Here is a 17,124-nt window from a genome sequence, read left to right as displayed (position 1 = left end):
AGAGTAAAAATGAGAGCTGATTTGTATGTAGCAAATGCTTTAAATATAAGTAGAAACAAAGCAAGTGAATTTATAAAAGATAAAAAAATTTTAATAAATGGTGAGCTTTTAGAAAAAAACAGCTTAGATATTGATAATGCAAAAGTTGAAATAATGAGTGAAATTTATGTCTCTCGTGCAGCTTTTAAGCTTAAAGAATTTCTAAAAGATACTGATTTAGATTTAAAGAATAAAACAGTTATTGATGTTGGCAGCTCTACTGGAGGTTTTATACAGATTTTACTTAAAAATGATGTTAAAAAAGTTGTTGGTGTTGATGTTGGAACAGACCAACTAGATGAAACATTAAAAAAAGATGAAAGAGTTTTTGTTTATGAAAATTTAGATATAAAAAACTTTGAAAATAAAGAAATTTTTGATATTTTAACTTGTGATATAAGTTTTATCTCATTAAATTTGGTAATTGAAAAACTATCAAAGCTTTTTACGGAGTTTGCTATAATTTTGTTTAAACCACAATTTGAAGTTGGCGTGGAGGCAAAAAGAGATAAAAAGGGCAGGGTTTTAGATGAAAAAGCTATTTTAAAAGCTATGAATAAATTTGAACTAAATGCTGCAAAACAAGGACTTATAATGCTAAAAAAAGAAAAATCAAAACTAAAAGGAAAAAATGGAAATGAAGAGTATTTTTACCTTTTTAAAAAATAGGGGTTTATTAGTATGCTTTACAGCTTTAATTTTACTAAGTGGCTGTAATAATGCAAATTTAACTACACCAAAAAGAGTTATAAAAGGGGACTTTGATATCTATAAATTTAGTGGAACTTGGTATGAAATAGCTTCTATGAATGATGCAAATTTAACAAATTCAACTATAAATTTCAGCGTATATAACAATGAGATAAAAGTTATTAAAAGCTCTACTACAAAAGATAACAAAGTTGTAAAAGATGAATATAAGGCAAGATTTGGCTTAGATGATAATAAAAGTATGATTGAGATTTCAAAATTCGGACTTGTTTATGAGCCACTATATATAGTAAAAATAGATGCCTATAAATATGCTTTAATTTATGGAAAAGATCATAAAAAACTTTATATATTATCAAGAACTAAGCAAATTCCAGCATTAATTGAGGCAATTTATTTAGAAAATGCCAAAAAAGATGGCTATAATGTTGAAGATATTAAATGGATAAATCAAAAATAAAATCTCTTGCCATTGGGCATTTTGATGGCATTCACTTAGGGCATAAAGCTCTTTTTTCACATTGCTTTGATGGTGGAGTTTTAGTCATTGAAAATGATGGATTAAAACTAACTCCTAAAAGAGAATATTTTATAAATTTACCTATTTTTTATAAAAAAATTAATGATATTAAAGATTTAAATCCAGAAGAGTTTATAAAACTTTTAAAAAATGAGTTTGTAAATTTAAAAAAAATAGTTGTTGGATATGACTTTAAATTTGGAAAAAACAGAAGTGCGGATGCTATTTTTTTAAAAAATATTTTTGATGGTGAAGTTGTTATAGTCAATGAAAAAAAGATTAATAACATTTCAATTCATAGTGAAAAAATAAGGGAATTTTTAAAAAAAGCTAATATAAAAATGGCAAATTTACTACTAGATAGAGTTTATGAGATAAAAGGAAATTTGATAAAAGGTCAAGGTTTAGGTAAAAAAGAGCTTTTTTCAACTATAAATTTAGATACAAGTAACTATTTTTTACCAAAAAATGGCGTTTATGCAACTTTTACAAATCTAAATAATAAAGACTTTAAAAGTGTTACTTTTATAGGAAATAGGCTTTCAACAGATGATAAATTTAGTGTTGAAACACATATAATAGAGCCATTTAGTGAAGACAAAATAAATGGTAAAATTACAATAAAATTTAAAGATTTTATAAGAGATAATAAAAAATTTGAAAATCTAAATGAGTTAAAATTTCAAATTTCAAAAGATATATTAAAAGCGCAAGATATTTTAAAAAAGGATGAATTATGAAAGATGAAATTTTCAAACAACCAATTTTAAAACAATTTGAATTTGATGAAAATGTTGCAAGTGTGTTTGATGATATGATAAGTAGATCGGTACCATTTTATGATGTTTCATCAAATTTAATAACTCAAATTCTAGTAAAATATCTAGATAATCAAGCTTTTATAATTGATCTTGGTTGCTCAACTGGTGCTTTGCTTTTTAAACTATTTGAAAAAAATCCAAAATTTAGACTTTGTGGAGTTGATAATTCAAAAGCTATGCAAGAAATTGCAAAAAATAAAGCAAAGGCGTATGGAAGCAAGGTTAATTTTATAGAAGCAGATGCATTAACTTTTGAGTTTAATAGTGCCAATGCTGTTATTTTAAATTACACTTTACAATTTATTCGTCCTTTAAAAAGAGTAAATTTTATAAAAAAAATATATGATGGACTAGAAGAGGGCGGAATTTTCATACTTAGTGAAAAGCTTCTTCATGAAGATAAAAAGCTATCTAAAAATATGATAGAAATTTATGAAGAATATAAAGAAAAAAATGGCTATTCAAAATATGAGATTGCTCAAAAAAGACAAGCTTTAGAAAATGTTCTTATACCTTTTAGCGAAGATGAAAATAAAAAATTATTAAAAGATGTTGGATTTAAAGTAGTAGAAACTATCTTTAAATGGGGAAACTTTGCCTCATTTATGGCGATTAAGAATTAAAAAAACAAAATTATAAATTTGCAGCCTAAGGAAAAGGCAAATGGGATTTTTTTATAAAAAATGTGAAGTTTGTGAAAATAAAATAAAAAAATGTAATTCTATGAAAGAGTATATTTTTGGAAGTGTGGAAGTAAATTGTAACAACTGCCAAACAAAATACAAGCCAAGAGCAGGAGGTCTGCTTTCTATTATATATTTTCTATATATTTGGTATATTATGCCTTTTATTAATATTTTATTTATTGTTTATGCTTTGGATAATTTTATACCTGTAAGCTTTGGTTTTGAAATTTGGTTTATAGCCATTTTTTTATATTATTTAAGTTGGCGCTTATTGATAGGTTTTTGGCCTTTAAAAGTAGATATACAAAAAGATTAGAAATGCTAAAATTTAAAAAATAGCCCAAAATAGGGCTATAAAATTTATCTATCTCTTAAACCAAGCTCAGATACAATTTTTGTATATCTATCGTAATCTTTATCTTTTAGATATTTCATAAGCTTTTTTCTTCTGCTTACAATTTTCAAAAGACCAAGTCTTGATGAGAAATCCTTAGGATTATCTTGTAAGTGAGAAGTAAGTTCTTGTATTCTAGCTGTTAAAAGTGCTATTTGAACTTCTGTTGAACCTGTATCGTTCTCTTTTTTAGCGAATTTCGCAACTATTTCTGATTTCTTTGCCGAATCCAAAGCCATAATGACCTCCTGACTGGTTAAATTAAAATAAGATTTAATGATACCAAAAAAAAATAAAATCAAGCTTATTTTATAAAAAATAATTAAAATTTGCTTATTTAAACTTATTAATAGCTAAAACTTACTAAAATAGCAATATATTTTTTTAAGGAGTTTGGATGCTTTTTACAAAAGCCAGCGAGTATGCACTGCTTTCACTTATATTTATAGCTAAAAAAGATAGTCCACAAGATGTAGATACTATATCAAAGGAGCTTGATATTTCAAAAAGCTTTTTGGCTAAAATACTGCAAAATTTGGCAAAAGCTGGAATTTTAGTTTCATATAAAGGTGCAAATGGTGGCTTTATGCTAGCAAAGCAAGATTTTAACTTAAAAGAGATAATTTCCAAAACCGAGAAGCATGCAGGAAGCGTTTTTGAGTGTTCAAAATCAAAAGATGAGTGTGAAAAAAGTGATAATTGCCAAATTTGGAATACTTTTAACACTCTTCAAAATCAAGTAGATGACTTCTTAGAAACAATTTTTTTAAAAGACATAATAAAAGAGAAAATATGAAAATTTACCATTTATCACACACAGATTTAGACGGATATGGAGCACAGTTTGTTACAAAACATTATTTTAAGGATATTTTATTTTTTAATTCTAATTATGGAAGAGAGATAGAAGTTAAATTTGAAGAGATTTTAAATTTAATAGAAAACAGTGCCAAAGTTAATGAAAATAATGAAAAAATTTATGAAAAATCAATTGTTTTAATTACAGATTTAAATTTAAGTCTACAACAGTGCGAAAAATTTGAAAATGCATTAAAAGATAAAAATTCAACTATTTTTTTACTTGATCATCATCAAACTGGACTTGAGTGCTCTAAAAAATTTCCTTGGTATTTAATGGATAGTTCAAGATGTGCAACACTAATAACTTATGATTTTTTTAGTAAATTATATGGTAAAGATGATAAGCTTTTTAAGTTTGTAAATGTTGTTAATGCTGTTGATATCTGGCTAAAAGACAATCATTGGTTTGAAATGGGTAAGGTTTGCATGGGTGTAGTAAGTGGAGCAAAAGAGATAAATAAGATAATGTTTGATGAAAATAGTAGAGAGTATATATTTTATCTTTTGGATAAATCACAAGCTTTTTTTGATCAAGATAACGGCCATATTGCGCTTGATGAGGCTTTACATAAAATAAAAAAAGAGTATTTTAAAAAACAAAATGATGACACACTTAGTAATTTGATATCTAAATTTATAGTCGAAAAGCTTAGTGCTGATAGAGAAAAATTTGAAATATCATATTTGGATAAAAAAGGCATTCTGACATATAATATCGGAAATACTTCAATCATAGGAAATGATTTTTTAGTGCAAAATCCTGATATTGACTTTTTTATAGATGTTACTTCTAAAAAAACATTGAGCTTTCGTGCAAATGGAAATGTGGATGTAAGTCAAATAGCTAAAGACTTAGTCGGTGGAGGAGGGCATGTAAATGCAAGCGGTGGATTTTATGCTGGATTTAAAGATGGCTATAACTACCAATCCATAAAAGATCAAATAACTGACTTAATTTCTAAAAAAACTTCTTTAGCTTAATTTATTAATAAAAATATTGGTAGAATTAATTTACTTTAAAATTTAGCTACCAATATTTGATCTTTTTTCCTACATACTTAATTTTAAATATCACAGCAAGCTCTAAAATCAAAAACATAATAAATAATACAAATCTATGCAGATAAATCTGTTTTAAAGCGGATTAAAAACAAAATCAAAAAATACATAAAAACATACTAAATATAAAGCTAAAAAAACTATGATAAAAAGATAAATACAAAGTAATTTTAATATTTTGTATTGAAAACTGTAATTTTCAAACTTTTATAAATTAAAATCCCCTTGCAAAATAAAACTTTGCTAAACAACGATATATAGTCATTTCCTTACTTTACTTTTTGAAAATTTAAAACTTATCCATAAATAATAATGCAATAAAATGTGTATTTTGGTTTTCAAGTTGATTTTTATGTAAAAGCATGATAAAGTGTTTTTTAAAATAAGAAAATTATAAAAAATGTAAGAATATTAATATGAAATCTAATATATGAGAAAAATATAATAAGGGCTCTGCCCTATTAATAAATTTAATGGTTGTAAAATTTTATAAATAAAAAAGAAAAAATTATAAGGATGAAAATAAGATCATTTATTGTATTAAAAAAATATCCTAGAAGTAAAAAAGCTATTAAGTCCTATTTATGACATAACCAGCTGCATTAAATACATATCTTCGCCATCAAGCACTTCAAGGTCATTTGAGCCACATTTTGGGCATAAAAACTCATTTTTATTAAGCACGCTTTCTTTTCCGCATTTATTACACTTAACAACGACATCTTGCAAATTTATAATGAGTTTTGCATCTTTACAGACTGTATCTTTTTGATAAACTTCATAAGCACTTTTTAAAAGATGTGGTTCAACACCACTTAAACGCCCTATTTTAAGATGAACTTCTTCTATTTTGTTCTTATTATTTTTTCTTAAATTTTCTTCGCAAAGTGCAACTAAATCAATTACTATTGAAAGCTCATGCATATTTTTCCTTTTAAAGTCTTATATATTTTGCAAATTTATAAATAAAAATTTCAAATTTAACAAATTCTAGGAAGTAACTCACCTTTTGGTGGTTCTAAAAATCTCTCAACTCCATAAAGTGTTTCTAAAATCACCCTATTTTCTTCATTTTCTATAACTTCTCCTATGATATTTGCATTTTTATCAAATTCGCGTAAAATTTCTAAACATTTTGGAGCCTCTTTTTCACAAACTGCCAAAACAAAAGTTCCCTCATTTGCTAAATCATACGGTTCAAAGCCTAAAATTTCACAAATCCCTTTAACTTCATCGCTTATTTTTATCGCCGATTCTTTGATCTTAATGCCAATTTTACAAAATTTCGCCCACTCGTTTAAAACCGCACTTATTCCACCTCTTGTAGCATCTCTCATCGCTAACGGTGTAATTCCAGAGTTTAGAATTTTTTCAACTATTAAATTTAGCGGCTTACAATCACTTTTAAGCTGACTTTCAAAACCAAGCTCATCTCTTGCTTGCATTATCACACTTCCATGTCTAGCGATATCAGAACTTACTAAAATTTTAGCTGGTGCTTTTAAATTTGCAGTATTAATTGGTTTTATGATCTCTCCAACACCACTTGTATTTATAAAAATACCATCGCATTTACCCTTTGGAACTACTTTTGTATCACCACAAACTATAAAAACTCCTGCTTCTTTTGCGGTTGTGCTCATTGAGTTTAAAATTTGCTTAAAGTATTTTATGCTAAAACCCTCTTCTATTATAAAGCTACAACTTAGATAAAGTGGTTTTGCTCCAACCATAGCAAGGTCATTTACAGTGCCACAAATAGCTATCTTACCGATATCTCCACCACTAAAAAATAGTGGTGTTACAACAAAACTATCAGTTGTAAAAGCTAAATTTAAAGAGTTAAATTTTAAAATTGCCGCATCGTTTGCACTTTTTAAAATTTCATTATCAAAGGCTTTGAAAATTATATCATTTATCAAAGCATTCATCTCTTCACCGCCACCACCGTGACTTAAAAGAATTTGTTCTTTCAAAATTTACTCCTATTTACCCTCTTTTGTATTTATAATAAGCCGCACATGCTCCCTCGCTTGAAACCATACAAGAACCAAGTGGGTTTTGTGGATTACAAACCTTTCCAAATACTTTACAATCAGGTGGATTTTTCAACCCCCTTAAAATTTCACCACAAATACAGGCTCTATTTTCAGGCTTGCTCTCAACACTACAATCAAAAATTTTCCTTGCATTTAAAAAATCAAACTCATCTTTTAAATCAAGTCCACTTTTTGGTATAACTCCAAGCCCTCTCCACTCAAAATCAACTTTTTTGAAATATTTATTTATTAAATTTATAGCTTTTTCATTCCCGTTTGGCTTAACAACTCGGTTATATTCGTTATAAACTTCAAATTTATTTTCATTAAATTGTTTAACTAAATTTAAAATAGAATCCATTATATCAAGTGGCTCAAATCCACTTATGGCAATTGGTTTTTTATAAGTTTTTGCAATATCTTCGTATGGTTTTGAACCAATTATAACACTTACATGACTTGGTCCTAAAAATGCATCAATTTTTACATTTTCATCATCTAAAAGAGCTTTAACTGGTGCTGGAACGGTAACATGATTTATATGAAAAAAAAGATTTTTAAGATTTAAATTTATTGCTTTTTCTATGACAACTGCACTCATTGGCGTAGTTGTTTCAAAACCAATAGCAAAAAATATCACATTTTTATCTGGATTTTTTAATGCTATATTTATCACATCAAGTGGAGAATATAAAGCTCTTATATCATGACCTTTGGCCCTTTGTTTGGCAAGAGTTGTATAACTTCCTGGCACTCTTAACATATCAGCCAATGTTGTAAAAATGGTATCTTTCATAGAGGCAAGCTTTATGGCCTCATCAATACTATGACGAGGCATAACACAAACTGGACATCCAGGGCCGTGGATAAATTTTATATTTTCTCCGACTAATTTATCAATACCAAATTTCATTATAGAGTGTGTGTGCCCACCACAAATTTCCATTATATTAAGTGGTTTTTTTGAATTTTCAATTATTAGTTTTGATAAATTTAAAATATGAGTTTTATCTCTAAAGTCGTTTATTAAATCCATTTTTTACTCTATTTTCATATTTGATAGTCCCATATCACCATCACTTTGATCAATTGTCCCATCTTCCATCTCTTTTGCAATTTTTTTATAAAACTCCAAACTTTCAAGAGCTGCTTTTGTATCTATTTTTTCCATTGCAAAGCCAACATGGATTAAAACATATTCGCCTGGTTTTACAGGCTCGCCAATAAGATCTAAACTAACACCTCTTTTAACGCCTAAAGTTTCAACTGTAGCAAAGTTGTTTTCATCTACTTCTAAAACTTTTGATGGTATGCTAAGACACATTATCTAAACTCCATTTTAAATTTCAGATAATCAAGCCATTTTTCAAAGCCCTCACCAGTAACACTGTCAAGTTCAATAATATCAGCTTTTGGATTAAGCTTTCTAACTGAGTTAATAACCTCTTTTGTATCAAAGTTAAAATATTTTTTAACACTTGATTTTGTTATGATAACTAAATCTGCAGCTCTAAACATAACAGGATATTTTTCAACTTTATCACTTCCCTCTGGTGAGCTTAAAAGTACTACATTTATGTGAGATCCAACATCATAGCTTGCAGGACAAACTAAATTTCCTACATTTTCTACAAAAACTAGATTTAAATTTTCAAGTGGCAAGTGATGAAGTCCTTCATGTACCATAACTGCATCTAGGTGACAACCCTGCCCTGTTGTGATTTGATATGCTGATGCACCTGCTTTTATGATTCTATCGGCATCACGGTTAGTTTCTAAATCTCCTTCAACAACACCTATTTTAAATTTGCTTTTTTTAATTGTATTTTCTAAAAGTGTTGTTTTTCCAGCTCCTGGACTACTCATTAAATTTATGCAAAATATCCCTTTTTCATCAAGGTGAGCTCTGTTATGGTCTGCTTCTTTGTCATTCTTAGATAAAATTTTAGATACAACTTCAACAGTTGATTTTGTATCTTCGTTATGTTTGTGACTTTCACAACCGCAATCTTTACACATAGTTTTCTCCTTTATTTAGTAAAAACCAAATCATCTGCCCTAAGGCAATTCCACTATCATTTGTAGGATAAGTTTGATTAAAATAGTATTTTATCCCATTTTCTTTAAATTTGGCTATTAAAATTTCAATTAAAATTTTATTTTGAAAAACTCCACCACTTAATATTACATCAAGTTTTTCTTTTATTGAAATTTTAATAATCAAATCCACTAAGCCATTTATAAACTTACTTATAGAAACTTTTTTATCGCTTTCTTTTAAAGCATTTAAAAAAGCATCTTTAAATATTATTTTTTCATTTTCAATTTCAAATTTATAACTTTCTTTACAACTCTTATCATAAAATTTCTCCATTATCATGCCAGCTTGTGCATCATAGCTTATCTTGCTTACTCCAAAAATAAGCGAATAAAATGCATCAAAAACTCTGCCAAGTGATGAAGTATAATATGAGTTTATCTCTTTTGTGTAAATTAAATTTAACTTTTTTTCTAATTTTGGCTCAATATTTAATAATTTTGTATCAATATCATATTTTTTAAAAATTGCATAAGCTAAGCGATAAATTTCTTTTATGCTTTTATCACCACCAAGGAGTAAAAACTCATCAAAATGGTATTTTCTACTATATTTATATCCATTAAAAATAAAAACTTCACCACCCCAAATTTTAGCGTTATCCCCATATCCTGTGCCATCAAAACAAAATCCCAAATATTGTTTATCTGAATTTTTATTTGATTTTGTTAAATCATCACTGAAATTTTCATATAAATTAGAAATCAAATGCGCATAATGATGCTGGATATTATAAATTTTATAACCTTTTTCTTTAAAATATTTTGTGTGTAAAAAGCTTGGATGTTTATCAGCTATAACTGCATCAAATTTTAAATCATAACTTTTTATAAAAAGATTAAGCATTTTTTTAAAACGCTCAAATGTTGCAACATTTTTAAGATCTCCAATATATGCAGATATAAAAATTTGAGAGTTTTTATATATAACAAATTGGTTTTTTAGTTCGCTTCCAATGGCTAAAAATGTGCCTTTGACTTTGAAATTTGTTAGAAAAATCTTTGGATTTATACCTCTACTTGTGCGAAGATAAAAAGCTTTTTCATCTATAATTTGCACTATACTATCATCGCTTGGATTTAAAATTTCTCTATCATTATCAAGCACATAATCAAAAACATTTCCAAGTTTTTTATAAAGGTTGATTTCATTTGAAATTATAGGCTCACCACTTAAATTTGCACTAGTTGCGATAATTGGGTTTTTAAAATATTCAAAAATAAGTAAATTTAGTCCAGTTGGGGCTAAAAAAATGCCAATTTTATCTAAATTTGGAGCTAAATTTGATGGAATTTTTGATGAGTTTTTAAGTTTTAAAATAACAATTGGTTTTATTTCATTTTCTAAAATTTCTGCTTCTTTTTGCGAAATTTCAGCTATTTCTAAAGCCATTTTTAAATCTTTGCACATTATAGCAAACGGTTTTTTAAGACGATGTTTTAACTCTCTTAGTTTTTGTATGGAGTTTTTGTTAAATGCGTCACAAACTAAGTGAAATCCGCCAAGTCCTTTTATGGCAAAAATAGCTCCACTAACAAGTAAATTTGCTACTTTTTTAGCTAAGTTTTCAAAATCATTTTTAACTAAAATTTTGGCTTGATTATCTTTTAGGATTAAGCTTACACCGCATTTCTCGCAGCTAATTGGTTGAGCGTGAAAACGACGATTTAGTGGATTTTCATACTCGTTTTTACAAGTTTGACACATTTTAAATTTGCTCATTGTTGTATTTGCTCTATCATAAGGAAGTTTTTTTATGATAGATTGTCTTGGTCCACAATTTGTGCAGTTTATAAAAGGATAATGAAAAAATCTACTATTTTTATCATAAAATTCACTTTTACAGTCATTGCAAATTGCAAAATCAGGTAAAATTGGGCTAAATTTAGAAGTATTTTTTGAAGATGTTATCTTAAAATCATTGTAAGAAATTCCTGAAATTTTAATTTTTATTATCTTATCTATTCTAGCAAGCGGTGGAAGATTTGTTTTTAACTCATGTTCAAAATCTAAAATGCTATTTTCATCGCCTGATAAAAAAATTTTAACACCTTGGCTATCGTTATAAACCTCGCCAAAAAGTTTATACTTTAAGGCTAAAGAATAAACAAAAGGTCTAAAGCCAACACCTTGAACTAAGCCAAAAATGCTAAATTTATAGCACATTTAAACTCCAAAATATTTACTAAATTTTACACTTTTATTTTTACTAAAAACATTTAAAATTAAATTTGAAATCAATCTTTCTTCAAATAAATCGCCAGTTAAAAAAGCATTATCAAATTCTAAATCATCACTAAAATCACTTAAAAAATAAGCCAAACTTTGAACTATACCAAAAGATAAAATTTTATCACTTACTCCAGCAAGTTTAAAACTCATAGCACTTTTTATAAGTTTTATGGTATCAAATTTGGAATTTGATATAAGATAGTCAATACTTGGACCTTTTTTTCCAATAAAATCTTTTGCATTTGTTATTAGATATGATGCATCTTTACCAAATAAAATTTTTGAAGAGACATCAAAAATAGCATAAAAACTTTGTGAGTTGTTGATTTCACCATTTGGAAAATTATATTTTTTAGTGAAATTTTCAAAAAGTTTTTTCCCTATTTCATCTTTTATTATAGCCTCTTTTATCTCATCATAGCTTTTAAATTCACTGAATTTTAAAAAATTTATCGAGTTATTGTTTTGGTAAAGAGTTACATTATCCATCCCAAATTTAGTTAAATAGATATTTAAATTTTTATCATTAAAAGAGTTATATTCATCACAAATAAGTCCAAATTTTGATAAATTAGAGTATCTGTTTTTTTCTAAGATTAGTTTTTCATTGCTACTTAAAAAAAGATTGTTATTTGTAACTAAAATTTCATCATCCAAAATAGATGCTTTAATTAAAATTTGACTTTTAACGCTTACAAAATTAATATTTTCTTCATATAACCTATCTAAAAGAGCAAATATAAAAAAATCACTTGCGGCTTTTATATCAAAGAAAGCAGGAGCATTTTCGTGATTTTTTCTAAAAACTGCATTTATCTTTAAATTTATAAGTGGTTTTTCATAGCTTGATAATGCGATTAAGCTTTTTTCATCTGCTATAAAAAGCGAACTTATACTTTTAAAGCTTGTTGGCATTAGATAATTTGCTTTAAAATTTACACCGCTTTCAAAATATAATTCATTGTTATTTCCATCTTTTAACAGTAGTGTTTTATTATGTAGCAAGTTTAAAAAACAAAATTCTAAAAGTTCTTTATAATTTTTTTCGTCTATTTTGATAAATTCATTATCTTTTAAAATAGAAATTTCACTAAAGATATTATATTCATTTTTTAAATTTTCGGTGTGATTTACATAGTTTTTTACAACACTTGGAGTTAAATTCGAAAAGCTTGAATTTGGAATTTCAATGTTTGTATTTGGCATTTCATCTACTACTTCAACTTCGCTTTTTTGTAAAAAAATAGAATTTGGTATTAAAATCATACTTTCATCGCTAAATTTTAAAAGATCTTTTTCTTCTCCTTCTACAAATAGGGTTAAAATATCGCCCTCTTTTGTGATTGAATAACTTAAAGAACTTTTTTTAGCATAAAATTCTAAAAAATAAGCTAAAAAATTATTTTTATTTGTATAGTTAAATTTAAAAGCTATTATCATATTTTATTTTTTCCTATCTCATCAAACTCATTTGCTATATCTTGAATGGTTAAATCATTGATTTTTTTTACTTCAAAACCTAAACTTTTAAAGTAATTTAAAGAAGTTTTTTCCATAACTTTAACTGAGTTTTTAAGTTCATCACTTATAGTAAAAGCTAAAGGTTCAACTCTTTTTGGAATAACACCTAAGATTTTAGTTGGTGGTAAATCGCCTGCTAATTCCATCATTTGTAAAGTTTGAAGCATTTCAACTTCATGGGCTGAACCATTCCACTTTATCATTTTTGGCATATCATCATAATTAAAAAAATAGACATCACCTACTTTGCCATCATCAGCCTCAATACAATCAACTAAAAAAATATGGTCATATTTTGCCATTATAAACATTAAAAAATTTGCTAATGTTCCACCATCCATAAAGGTTATTTCGTGTTCATTTGAGGTGAATTGATAGTTTTTTTCAAGTAATTTTACAAAATGTACTCCGATACCTTCATCGGAGTACAATACATTTCCTATTCCTAAAACTAAAATTTTCATTTTAGTGATTTTCTTCTGGAAATTTATAGCCGCTTATTACAGCGTCCATTCCGCCATTTCTACCTTTAACAGCGTTAAATACAGCCATATAAACATGAGCTGCTATAAAGATTATCAAGACATTCATACAAATATGATGAATCGCTCTTACATTTGCAAGACCACCCATCCATACTTCAACAGGTCTTAAAATATCGAAAATTGCTCCACCAAAACCATGATGATAAACATGCATATATAAAATAAGCCCTGTAAGTATCAGTAAAAAGGCTACTACATAAAACATTACATAAGCAATAAATTGCAAAGGATTATAAACCCCTCTTAAGTGTGGATGCTCATCTGTTAAATAAAGATAATATTTAATCTGTTCAAACCAAACTTTAGGGCTTAAAAAGTCTTTTATACTTACTCTTTCTATGTGGCTCATCCTATCAAATGCAAATATATAGCACTTATAAATAACAGCAGCTATCATTACAAATCCAGCAACTATGTGAACAAATCTCCATTTTGCTTGTAAAAATAGCACAGGTTCATCACTAACCATTGGGCTTTGAAATACAAAAGATATGTAATATCCGCTAATTATTAAAAGCATAATAGCAAAAAATCTAACCCAGTGACTTAAACGATATCCTATGCTAAATTCATACTCAGCCACTCTTTTATTTTCTTTTTTCATACTATTTCTCCTTTAAATATTAGGATTTACCTTATAAGCACCAAGCTCATTTCCCTTAGTATCCATCACATGAACTGCACACGCAATACATGGATCGTATGAGTGTATTTTTCTGATAATTTCAAGAGGTTGTTTTAAATCAGCTATTTTAAGACCAATCAAACAAGCTTCATAAGATCCCATTTTGCCATCTTTATCTTTTGGAGATGCATTCCAAGTTGATGGAACAACTGCTTGCCAGTTTTTAATAACACCTTTTTCAATTCTACACCAATGACTTAATGTTCCTCTTGGAACATTTCCTATATAGCGACCTTTATACTCTTTTTTGTGATCAATTTTATATTTTGCACAAGTTTCAGTATCGCCTGATTTAATATTTTCTACTAAGTTATTAAACGCCATAAGTCCGTGAGTTGCTATAGCTTTAACTTCTAGCATTCTACAAGCTGCCCTTCCCAAGGTTGATAAAACAGCTTCAACTGGAAGTCCTGCATCTTTCAAGAATTGATCAACTATAGGAACTACAAATTTATTTCCTTTTGCATAGTTTACAACTATATTTGCTAAAGGCCCAACTTGAAGTGGCTTGCCATCATATCTTGGAGCTTTGATCCAGCTATATTTACCTTTTGTGTCAAATATTTTTGTATCAACCATTTCACCTTGAGCATTTATTGTTTTTTCAGTTTTAAATCCTGTATAATTTGGCTCTTGCTCTCCTTCATAAGGGTGAAGTGCTGCATCATTTTTATACCAAGCATGGGTTGCTTCTTCTGTTATTTTGCTTTCATCAAGATCATAAACTTTTGATAAATCACCATTTAGGATAATTCCACTGCCAAATAAAAAGTCGTTTTTGCTATATTGAAACTCTTGATGAGTCCATAAATTTGGTGTTCCAACATCATTTGTAACGCTTGGCTCATTGCCATAAGCTCTTGCAGCCATAACAATATCTGAATAATATGCTCTATTTACAAAATCAGCAACTTCTTTAAATTTAGTTAGATACTCGCCAAGTCTTGCAGGGCTTAAAATATCCATAACTGAAGTAATACCACCTACTACTAAGCTTTGTGGGTGAGGTTGTTTAGCGCCAAATACTGCCATTAACTCGGCTGCTGTTCTTTGAATTCTTAAACATTCTAAATAGTGGCTTAGTCCTATTAAATTTTGCTCAGGTGTAAATCTATAAGTTGGATGACCATAATATGCGTTTGCAAATGGTCCAAGATTTCCTTTCTCAACAAATTTTCTAACTCTATCTTGAACACTTTTTAGGTGATCTGCTCCACAGGCATAAGGAGTTTCACAGTATTTAAAAGCTTCTTCTTGTGCTTTAAACACATCAGCACTTAATGCACTTACTACATCAACCCAATCAAGTGCGTGAAGTTGATAGAAATGAACACAGTGATCATGAAAAAATAAAGCATTACTCATCAAAGTTCTTGTTAAAATAGCATTTAAAGGTGGTTTTATGCCAAGTGCATCTTCAACTGCCATAACGCCAGCTTTATAATGAGAGTAAGTACAAACTCCACAAATTCTTTGCATGAATAGACCTGCATCTCTTGGATCTCTTCCTTTTACAATTGTTTCAAGACCTCTCCAAAGAGTTGATCCTGTGTAAGCTTCAGTTACGACATTATTATCATCAACTATAACTTCAACTCTTAAATGTCCTTCTATTCTAGTAATTGGATCTACTACTATTCTTTCGCTCATTATTACTCTCCTTTATTTTTCTTAAATGAACCAACTGCTGCGTGAGCTGCAATGGCAACTCCTGCAACTGCTAAAACACCTATTCCTATTTTATCAGCTGTTGCATCTGCTCCAAGTCCGCCAAAAACACTTTTATATAATCTATCTGCTAAAGGCTCTTCAAATGGCCCCATTGTATCCCAAAAGTCAGGCTCTGAACAACCTATACAGCCATGTCCTGCTTGTATCGGCCAAGAAGTATGAGAGTTAAATCTTTCTTGTGAACAGTTGTTAAATGTGTATGGTCCTTTACAGCCTACTTTATATAGGCAATATCCATCTTTTGCTCCTTGATCGCCAAAGTGCTGTACAAACTCACCAGCATCAAATCTTCCTCTTCTTTCGCAAAGATCATGAATTCTAAGTCTATATGCCCATTTTGGTCTATTGTATGAATCAAGTGCAGGAAGTGTTCCAAATAATATATAGTTTAATACGTTTCCAACTATATTTTTCTCACTTGGAGGACAGCCAGGTACATTTATAACTGGTTGATTAACTATCTTACTAAGAGCTTGAGAGTTTGTTGGGTTAGGATAAGCTGCTTGAATACCACCAAAGCTTGAACAGGTTCCAATCGCAAAAATAGCTGCGGCATTTTTACAAGCTATCCTACAATGTTCTGCTCCAGTTGTTCCGTGTGGTCCAACTGTTAAAAAATACTCACTTGTTCCAGCAGGAATTCCGCCCTCAACCATCAAAATATATTGACCTTTGTACTTTTCTATGGCTTGCTCTAAATTTTCTTCAGCTTGCCAACCACTTGCTGACATTATAGTCTCATGATATTCAAGTGAAATATAATCGAATATTAAACTATCAATACTTGGTGTTGCTGTTCTTAATAAACTTTCACTACAGCCTGTACATTCAGCCATGTGTAACCAAATAACAGGAAGTCTATCTGCTAGCTCAGCTGCTTTTGAAACTGCAGGTATAAAAGCACTACTAAGACCAAGAGTTGCTGTCATAGCTCCAGCCCATTTCATAAAATCTCTTCTTGAAAGACCATTTTCTTCAAGAGTTTGTATGATAGAGCCTTCCTTCATTTTAGGCAATTTTTCAACTTCATTAAGCCTTAAAGTTATTTTTTCTAATAACTTATCCTTTACCATCACATCTCCTTTTTCTTAAAATATGTTCGGTTTTTAAATCCTTACAATTCTACAACAATTTAAAAGAATTTGCCTTAAATGATAAAATTAAATTCTATTTTTAAATATA

19 protein-coding genes are annotated in these 17,124 nt (G+C 28.5%); 7 read left to right on the top strand and 12 right to left on the bottom strand.

The genetic code is table 11. The features are described 5' to 3' along the window. The first annotated feature begins 9 nt into the window (after positions 1 to 9). From tlyA to HMPREF9309_RS05945, 5 genes are read left to right on the top strand one after another with little or no spacing between them, the layout of a single operon-like run. On the top strand, positions 10 to 708 hold the full coding sequence (tlyA, locus tag HMPREF9309_RS05965; protein WP_016647020.1) for a 23S rRNA (cytidine-2'-O)-methyltransferase TlyA: 699 nt from the start codon (positions 10 to 12) through the stop codon (positions 706 to 708). Continuing rightward, a complete protein-coding gene (locus HMPREF9309_RS05960; protein WP_016647019.1) occupies positions 677 to 1,210 on the top strand; it encodes a lipocalin family protein in 534 nt (177 codons plus the stop codon). The genes tlyA and HMPREF9309_RS05960 overlap by 32 nt, the downstream gene beginning before the upstream one ends. Next, positions 1,192 to 2,010, top strand: a complete 819-nt coding sequence (locus HMPREF9309_RS05955) for a bifunctional riboflavin kinase/FAD synthetase (protein WP_016647018.1) — start codon at positions 1,192 to 1,194, stop codon at positions 2,008 to 2,010. The genes HMPREF9309_RS05960 and HMPREF9309_RS05955 overlap by 19 nt, the downstream gene beginning before the upstream one ends. Further along, the gene (gene cmoA / locus HMPREF9309_RS05950) at positions 2,007 to 2,714 is read left to right on the top strand and encodes a carboxy-S-adenosyl-L-methionine synthase CmoA (RefSeq protein WP_016647017.1); all 708 of its coding nucleotides are present in this window, start codon (positions 2,007 to 2,009) and stop codon (positions 2,712 to 2,714) included. The genes HMPREF9309_RS05955 and cmoA overlap by 4 nt, the downstream gene beginning before the upstream one ends. A gap of 40 nt (positions 2,715 to 2,754) precedes the next feature. Continuing rightward, the gene (locus HMPREF9309_RS05945; protein WP_016647016.1) at positions 2,755 to 3,093 is read left to right on the top strand and encodes a hypothetical protein; all 339 of its coding nucleotides are present in this window, start codon (positions 2,755 to 2,757) and stop codon (positions 3,091 to 3,093) included. A gap of 44 nt (positions 3,094 to 3,137) precedes the next feature. On the opposite strand, the gene rpsO is transcribed toward HMPREF9309_RS05945, so the two are convergent. Next, entirely contained in the window at positions 3,138 to 3,410 is a 273-nt protein-coding gene (rpsO, locus tag HMPREF9309_RS05940) for a 30S ribosomal protein S15 (protein WP_016647015.1), read from the bottom strand. A 158-nt stretch (positions 3,411 to 3,568) separates the two neighbouring features. Between rpsO and HMPREF9309_RS05935 the strand changes: the two genes are divergently transcribed. Together HMPREF9309_RS05935 and HMPREF9309_RS05930 are read left to right on the top strand one after the other, a co-directional pair. Next, positions 3,569 to 3,967, top strand: a complete 399-nt coding sequence (locus tag HMPREF9309_RS05935; protein WP_016647014.1) for an Rrf2 family transcriptional regulator — start codon at positions 3,569 to 3,571, stop codon at positions 3,965 to 3,967. Continuing rightward, positions 3,964 to 5,013 (top strand): DHH family phosphoesterase, encoded by a 1,050-nt coding sequence (locus HMPREF9309_RS05930; RefSeq protein WP_016647013.1) that lies wholly within the window; start codon positions 3,964 to 3,966, stop codon positions 5,011 to 5,013. The genes HMPREF9309_RS05935 and HMPREF9309_RS05930 overlap by 4 nt, the downstream gene beginning before the upstream one ends. 660 nt (positions 5,014 to 5,673) lie before the next feature. On the opposite strand, the gene hypA is transcribed toward HMPREF9309_RS05930, so the two are convergent. From hypA to HMPREF9309_RS05875, 11 genes are read right to left on the bottom strand one after another with little or no spacing between them, the layout of a single operon-like run. After that, complete coding sequence (gene hypA, locus HMPREF9309_RS05925) at positions 5,674 to 6,015, bottom strand: hydrogenase maturation nickel metallochaperone HypA (protein WP_016647012.1); 342 nt, start codon at positions 6,013 to 6,015, stop codon at positions 5,674 to 5,676. A 56-nt stretch (positions 6,016 to 6,071) separates the two neighbouring features. Further along, the gene (hypE, locus tag HMPREF9309_RS05920) at positions 6,072 to 7,067 is read right to left on the bottom strand and encodes a hydrogenase expression/formation protein HypE (RefSeq protein ID WP_016647011.1); all 996 of its coding nucleotides are present in this window, start codon (positions 7,065 to 7,067) and stop codon (positions 6,072 to 6,074) included. A 13-nt stretch (positions 7,068 to 7,080) separates the two neighbouring features. Next, entirely contained in the window at positions 7,081 to 8,166 is a 1,086-nt protein-coding gene (gene hypD / locus HMPREF9309_RS05915; protein ID WP_016647010.1) for a hydrogenase formation protein HypD, read from the bottom strand. Between the two features lie 3 nt (positions 8,167 to 8,169). Then, a complete protein-coding gene (locus HMPREF9309_RS05910) occupies positions 8,170 to 8,454 on the bottom strand; it encodes a HypC/HybG/HupF family hydrogenase formation chaperone (protein WP_016647009.1) in 285 nt (94 codons plus the stop codon). Further along, on the bottom strand, positions 8,454 to 9,149 hold the full coding sequence (gene hypB, locus HMPREF9309_RS05905; RefSeq protein ID WP_016647008.1) for a hydrogenase nickel incorporation protein HypB: 696 nt from the start codon (positions 9,147 to 9,149) through the stop codon (positions 8,454 to 8,456). Before hypB ends, HMPREF9309_RS05910 begins: the two co-directional genes overlap by 1 nt. Next, positions 9,142 to 11,394: a carbamoyltransferase HypF gene (hypF, locus tag HMPREF9309_RS05900; protein WP_016647007.1), complete on the bottom strand. Its 2,253-nt coding sequence runs from the start codon at positions 11,392 to 11,394 to the stop codon at positions 9,142 to 9,144. The genes hypB and hypF overlap by 8 nt, the downstream gene beginning before the upstream one ends. Further along, on the bottom strand, positions 11,395 to 12,900 hold the full coding sequence (locus tag HMPREF9309_RS05895; RefSeq protein WP_016647006.1) for a hypothetical protein: 1,506 nt from the start codon (positions 12,898 to 12,900) through the stop codon (positions 11,395 to 11,397). Further along, a complete protein-coding gene (locus tag HMPREF9309_RS05890; protein ID WP_016647005.1) occupies positions 12,897 to 13,445 on the bottom strand; it encodes a HyaD/HybD family hydrogenase maturation endopeptidase in 549 nt (182 codons plus the stop codon). Before HMPREF9309_RS05890 ends, HMPREF9309_RS05895 begins: the two co-directional genes overlap by 4 nt. Before the next feature lies 1 nt (position 13,446). Further along, positions 13,447 to 14,130, bottom strand: a complete 684-nt coding sequence (gene cybH, locus HMPREF9309_RS05885; RefSeq protein ID WP_016647004.1) for a Ni/Fe-hydrogenase, b-type cytochrome subunit — start codon at positions 14,128 to 14,130, stop codon at positions 13,447 to 13,449. Positions 14,131 to 14,142: 12 nt separating this feature from the next. Beyond that, the gene (locus HMPREF9309_RS05880; RefSeq protein WP_016647003.1) at positions 14,143 to 15,861 is read right to left on the bottom strand and encodes a nickel-dependent hydrogenase large subunit; all 1,719 of its coding nucleotides are present in this window, start codon (positions 15,859 to 15,861) and stop codon (positions 14,143 to 14,145) included. A 2-nt stretch (positions 15,862 to 15,863) separates the two neighbouring features. Continuing rightward, entirely contained in the window at positions 15,864 to 17,015 is a 1,152-nt protein-coding gene (locus HMPREF9309_RS05875; RefSeq protein WP_016647002.1) for a hydrogenase small subunit, read from the bottom strand. Positions 17,016 to 17,124 lie beyond the last annotated feature (109 nt).

The organism is Campylobacter ureolyticus ACS-301-V-Sch3b (assembly GCF_000413435.1).
Taxonomy (GTDB): Bacteria; Campylobacterota; Campylobacteria; order Campylobacterales; family Campylobacteraceae; genus Campylobacter_B; species Campylobacter_B ureolyticus_A.
The sequence above is the reverse complement of the archived record's forward strand: the minus strand, read 5'-3'. Positions and strand labels throughout refer to the sequence as shown.

Bases quoted from the DNA above. Each gene is read 5' to 3' on its own strand.
- cybH (WP_016647004.1), bottom strand. From the start codon at position 14,130: ATGAAAAAAGAAAATAAAAGAGTGGCTGAGTATGAATTTAGCATAGGA.
- HMPREF9309_RS05945 (WP_016647016.1), top strand. From the start codon at position 2,755: ATGGGATTTTTTTATAAAAAATGTGAAGTTTGTGAAAATAAAATAAAA.
- HMPREF9309_RS05935 (WP_016647014.1), top strand. From the start codon at position 3,569: ATGCTTTTTACAAAAGCCAGCGAGTATGCACTGCTTTCACTTATATTT.
- HMPREF9309_RS05890 (WP_016647005.1), bottom strand. From the start codon at position 13,445: ATGAAAATTTTAGTTTTAGGAATAGGAAATGTATTGTACTCCGATGAA.
- tlyA (WP_016647020.1), top strand. From the start codon at position 10: ATGAGAGCTGATTTGTATGTAGCAAATGCTTTAAATATAAGTAGAAAC.
- hypD (WP_016647010.1), bottom strand. From the start codon at position 8,166: ATGGATTTAATAAACGACTTTAGAGATAAAACTCATATTTTAAATTTA.
- HMPREF9309_RS05955 (WP_016647018.1), top strand. From the start codon at position 1,192: ATGGATAAATCAAAAATAAAATCTCTTGCCATTGGGCATTTTGATGGC.
- HMPREF9309_RS05895 (WP_016647006.1), bottom strand. From the start codon at position 12,900: ATGATAATAGCTTTTAAATTTAACTATACAAATAAAAATAATTTTTTA.
- hypA (WP_016647012.1), bottom strand. From the start codon at position 6,015: ATGCATGAGCTTTCAATAGTAATTGATTTAGTTGCACTTTGCGAAGAA.
- HMPREF9309_RS05930 (WP_016647013.1), top strand. From the start codon at position 3,964: ATGAAAATTTACCATTTATCACACACAGATTTAGACGGATATGGAGCA.
- HMPREF9309_RS05875 (WP_016647002.1), bottom strand. From the start codon at position 17,015: ATGGTAAAGGATAAGTTATTAGAAAAAATAACTTTAAGGCTTAATGAA.
- hypF (WP_016647007.1), bottom strand. From the start codon at position 11,394: ATGTGCTATAAATTTAGCATTTTTGGCTTAGTTCAAGGTGTTGGCTTT.
- hypB (WP_016647008.1), bottom strand. From the start codon at position 9,149: ATGTGTAAAGATTGCGGTTGTGAAAGTCACAAACATAACGAAGATACA.
- HMPREF9309_RS05910 (WP_016647009.1), bottom strand. From the start codon at position 8,454: ATGTGTCTTAGCATACCATCAAAAGTTTTAGAAGTAGATGAAAACAAC.
- HMPREF9309_RS05880 (WP_016647003.1), bottom strand. From the start codon at position 15,861: ATGAGCGAAAGAATAGTAGTAGATCCAATTACTAGAATAGAAGGACAT.
- rpsO (WP_016647015.1), bottom strand. From the start codon at position 3,410: ATGGCTTTGGATTCGGCAAAGAAATCAGAAATAGTTGCGAAATTCGCT.
- HMPREF9309_RS05960 (WP_016647019.1), top strand. From the start codon at position 677: ATGAAGAGTATTTTTACCTTTTTAAAAAATAGGGGTTTATTAGTATGC.
- cmoA (WP_016647017.1), top strand. From the start codon at position 2,007: ATGAAAGATGAAATTTTCAAACAACCAATTTTAAAACAATTTGAATTT.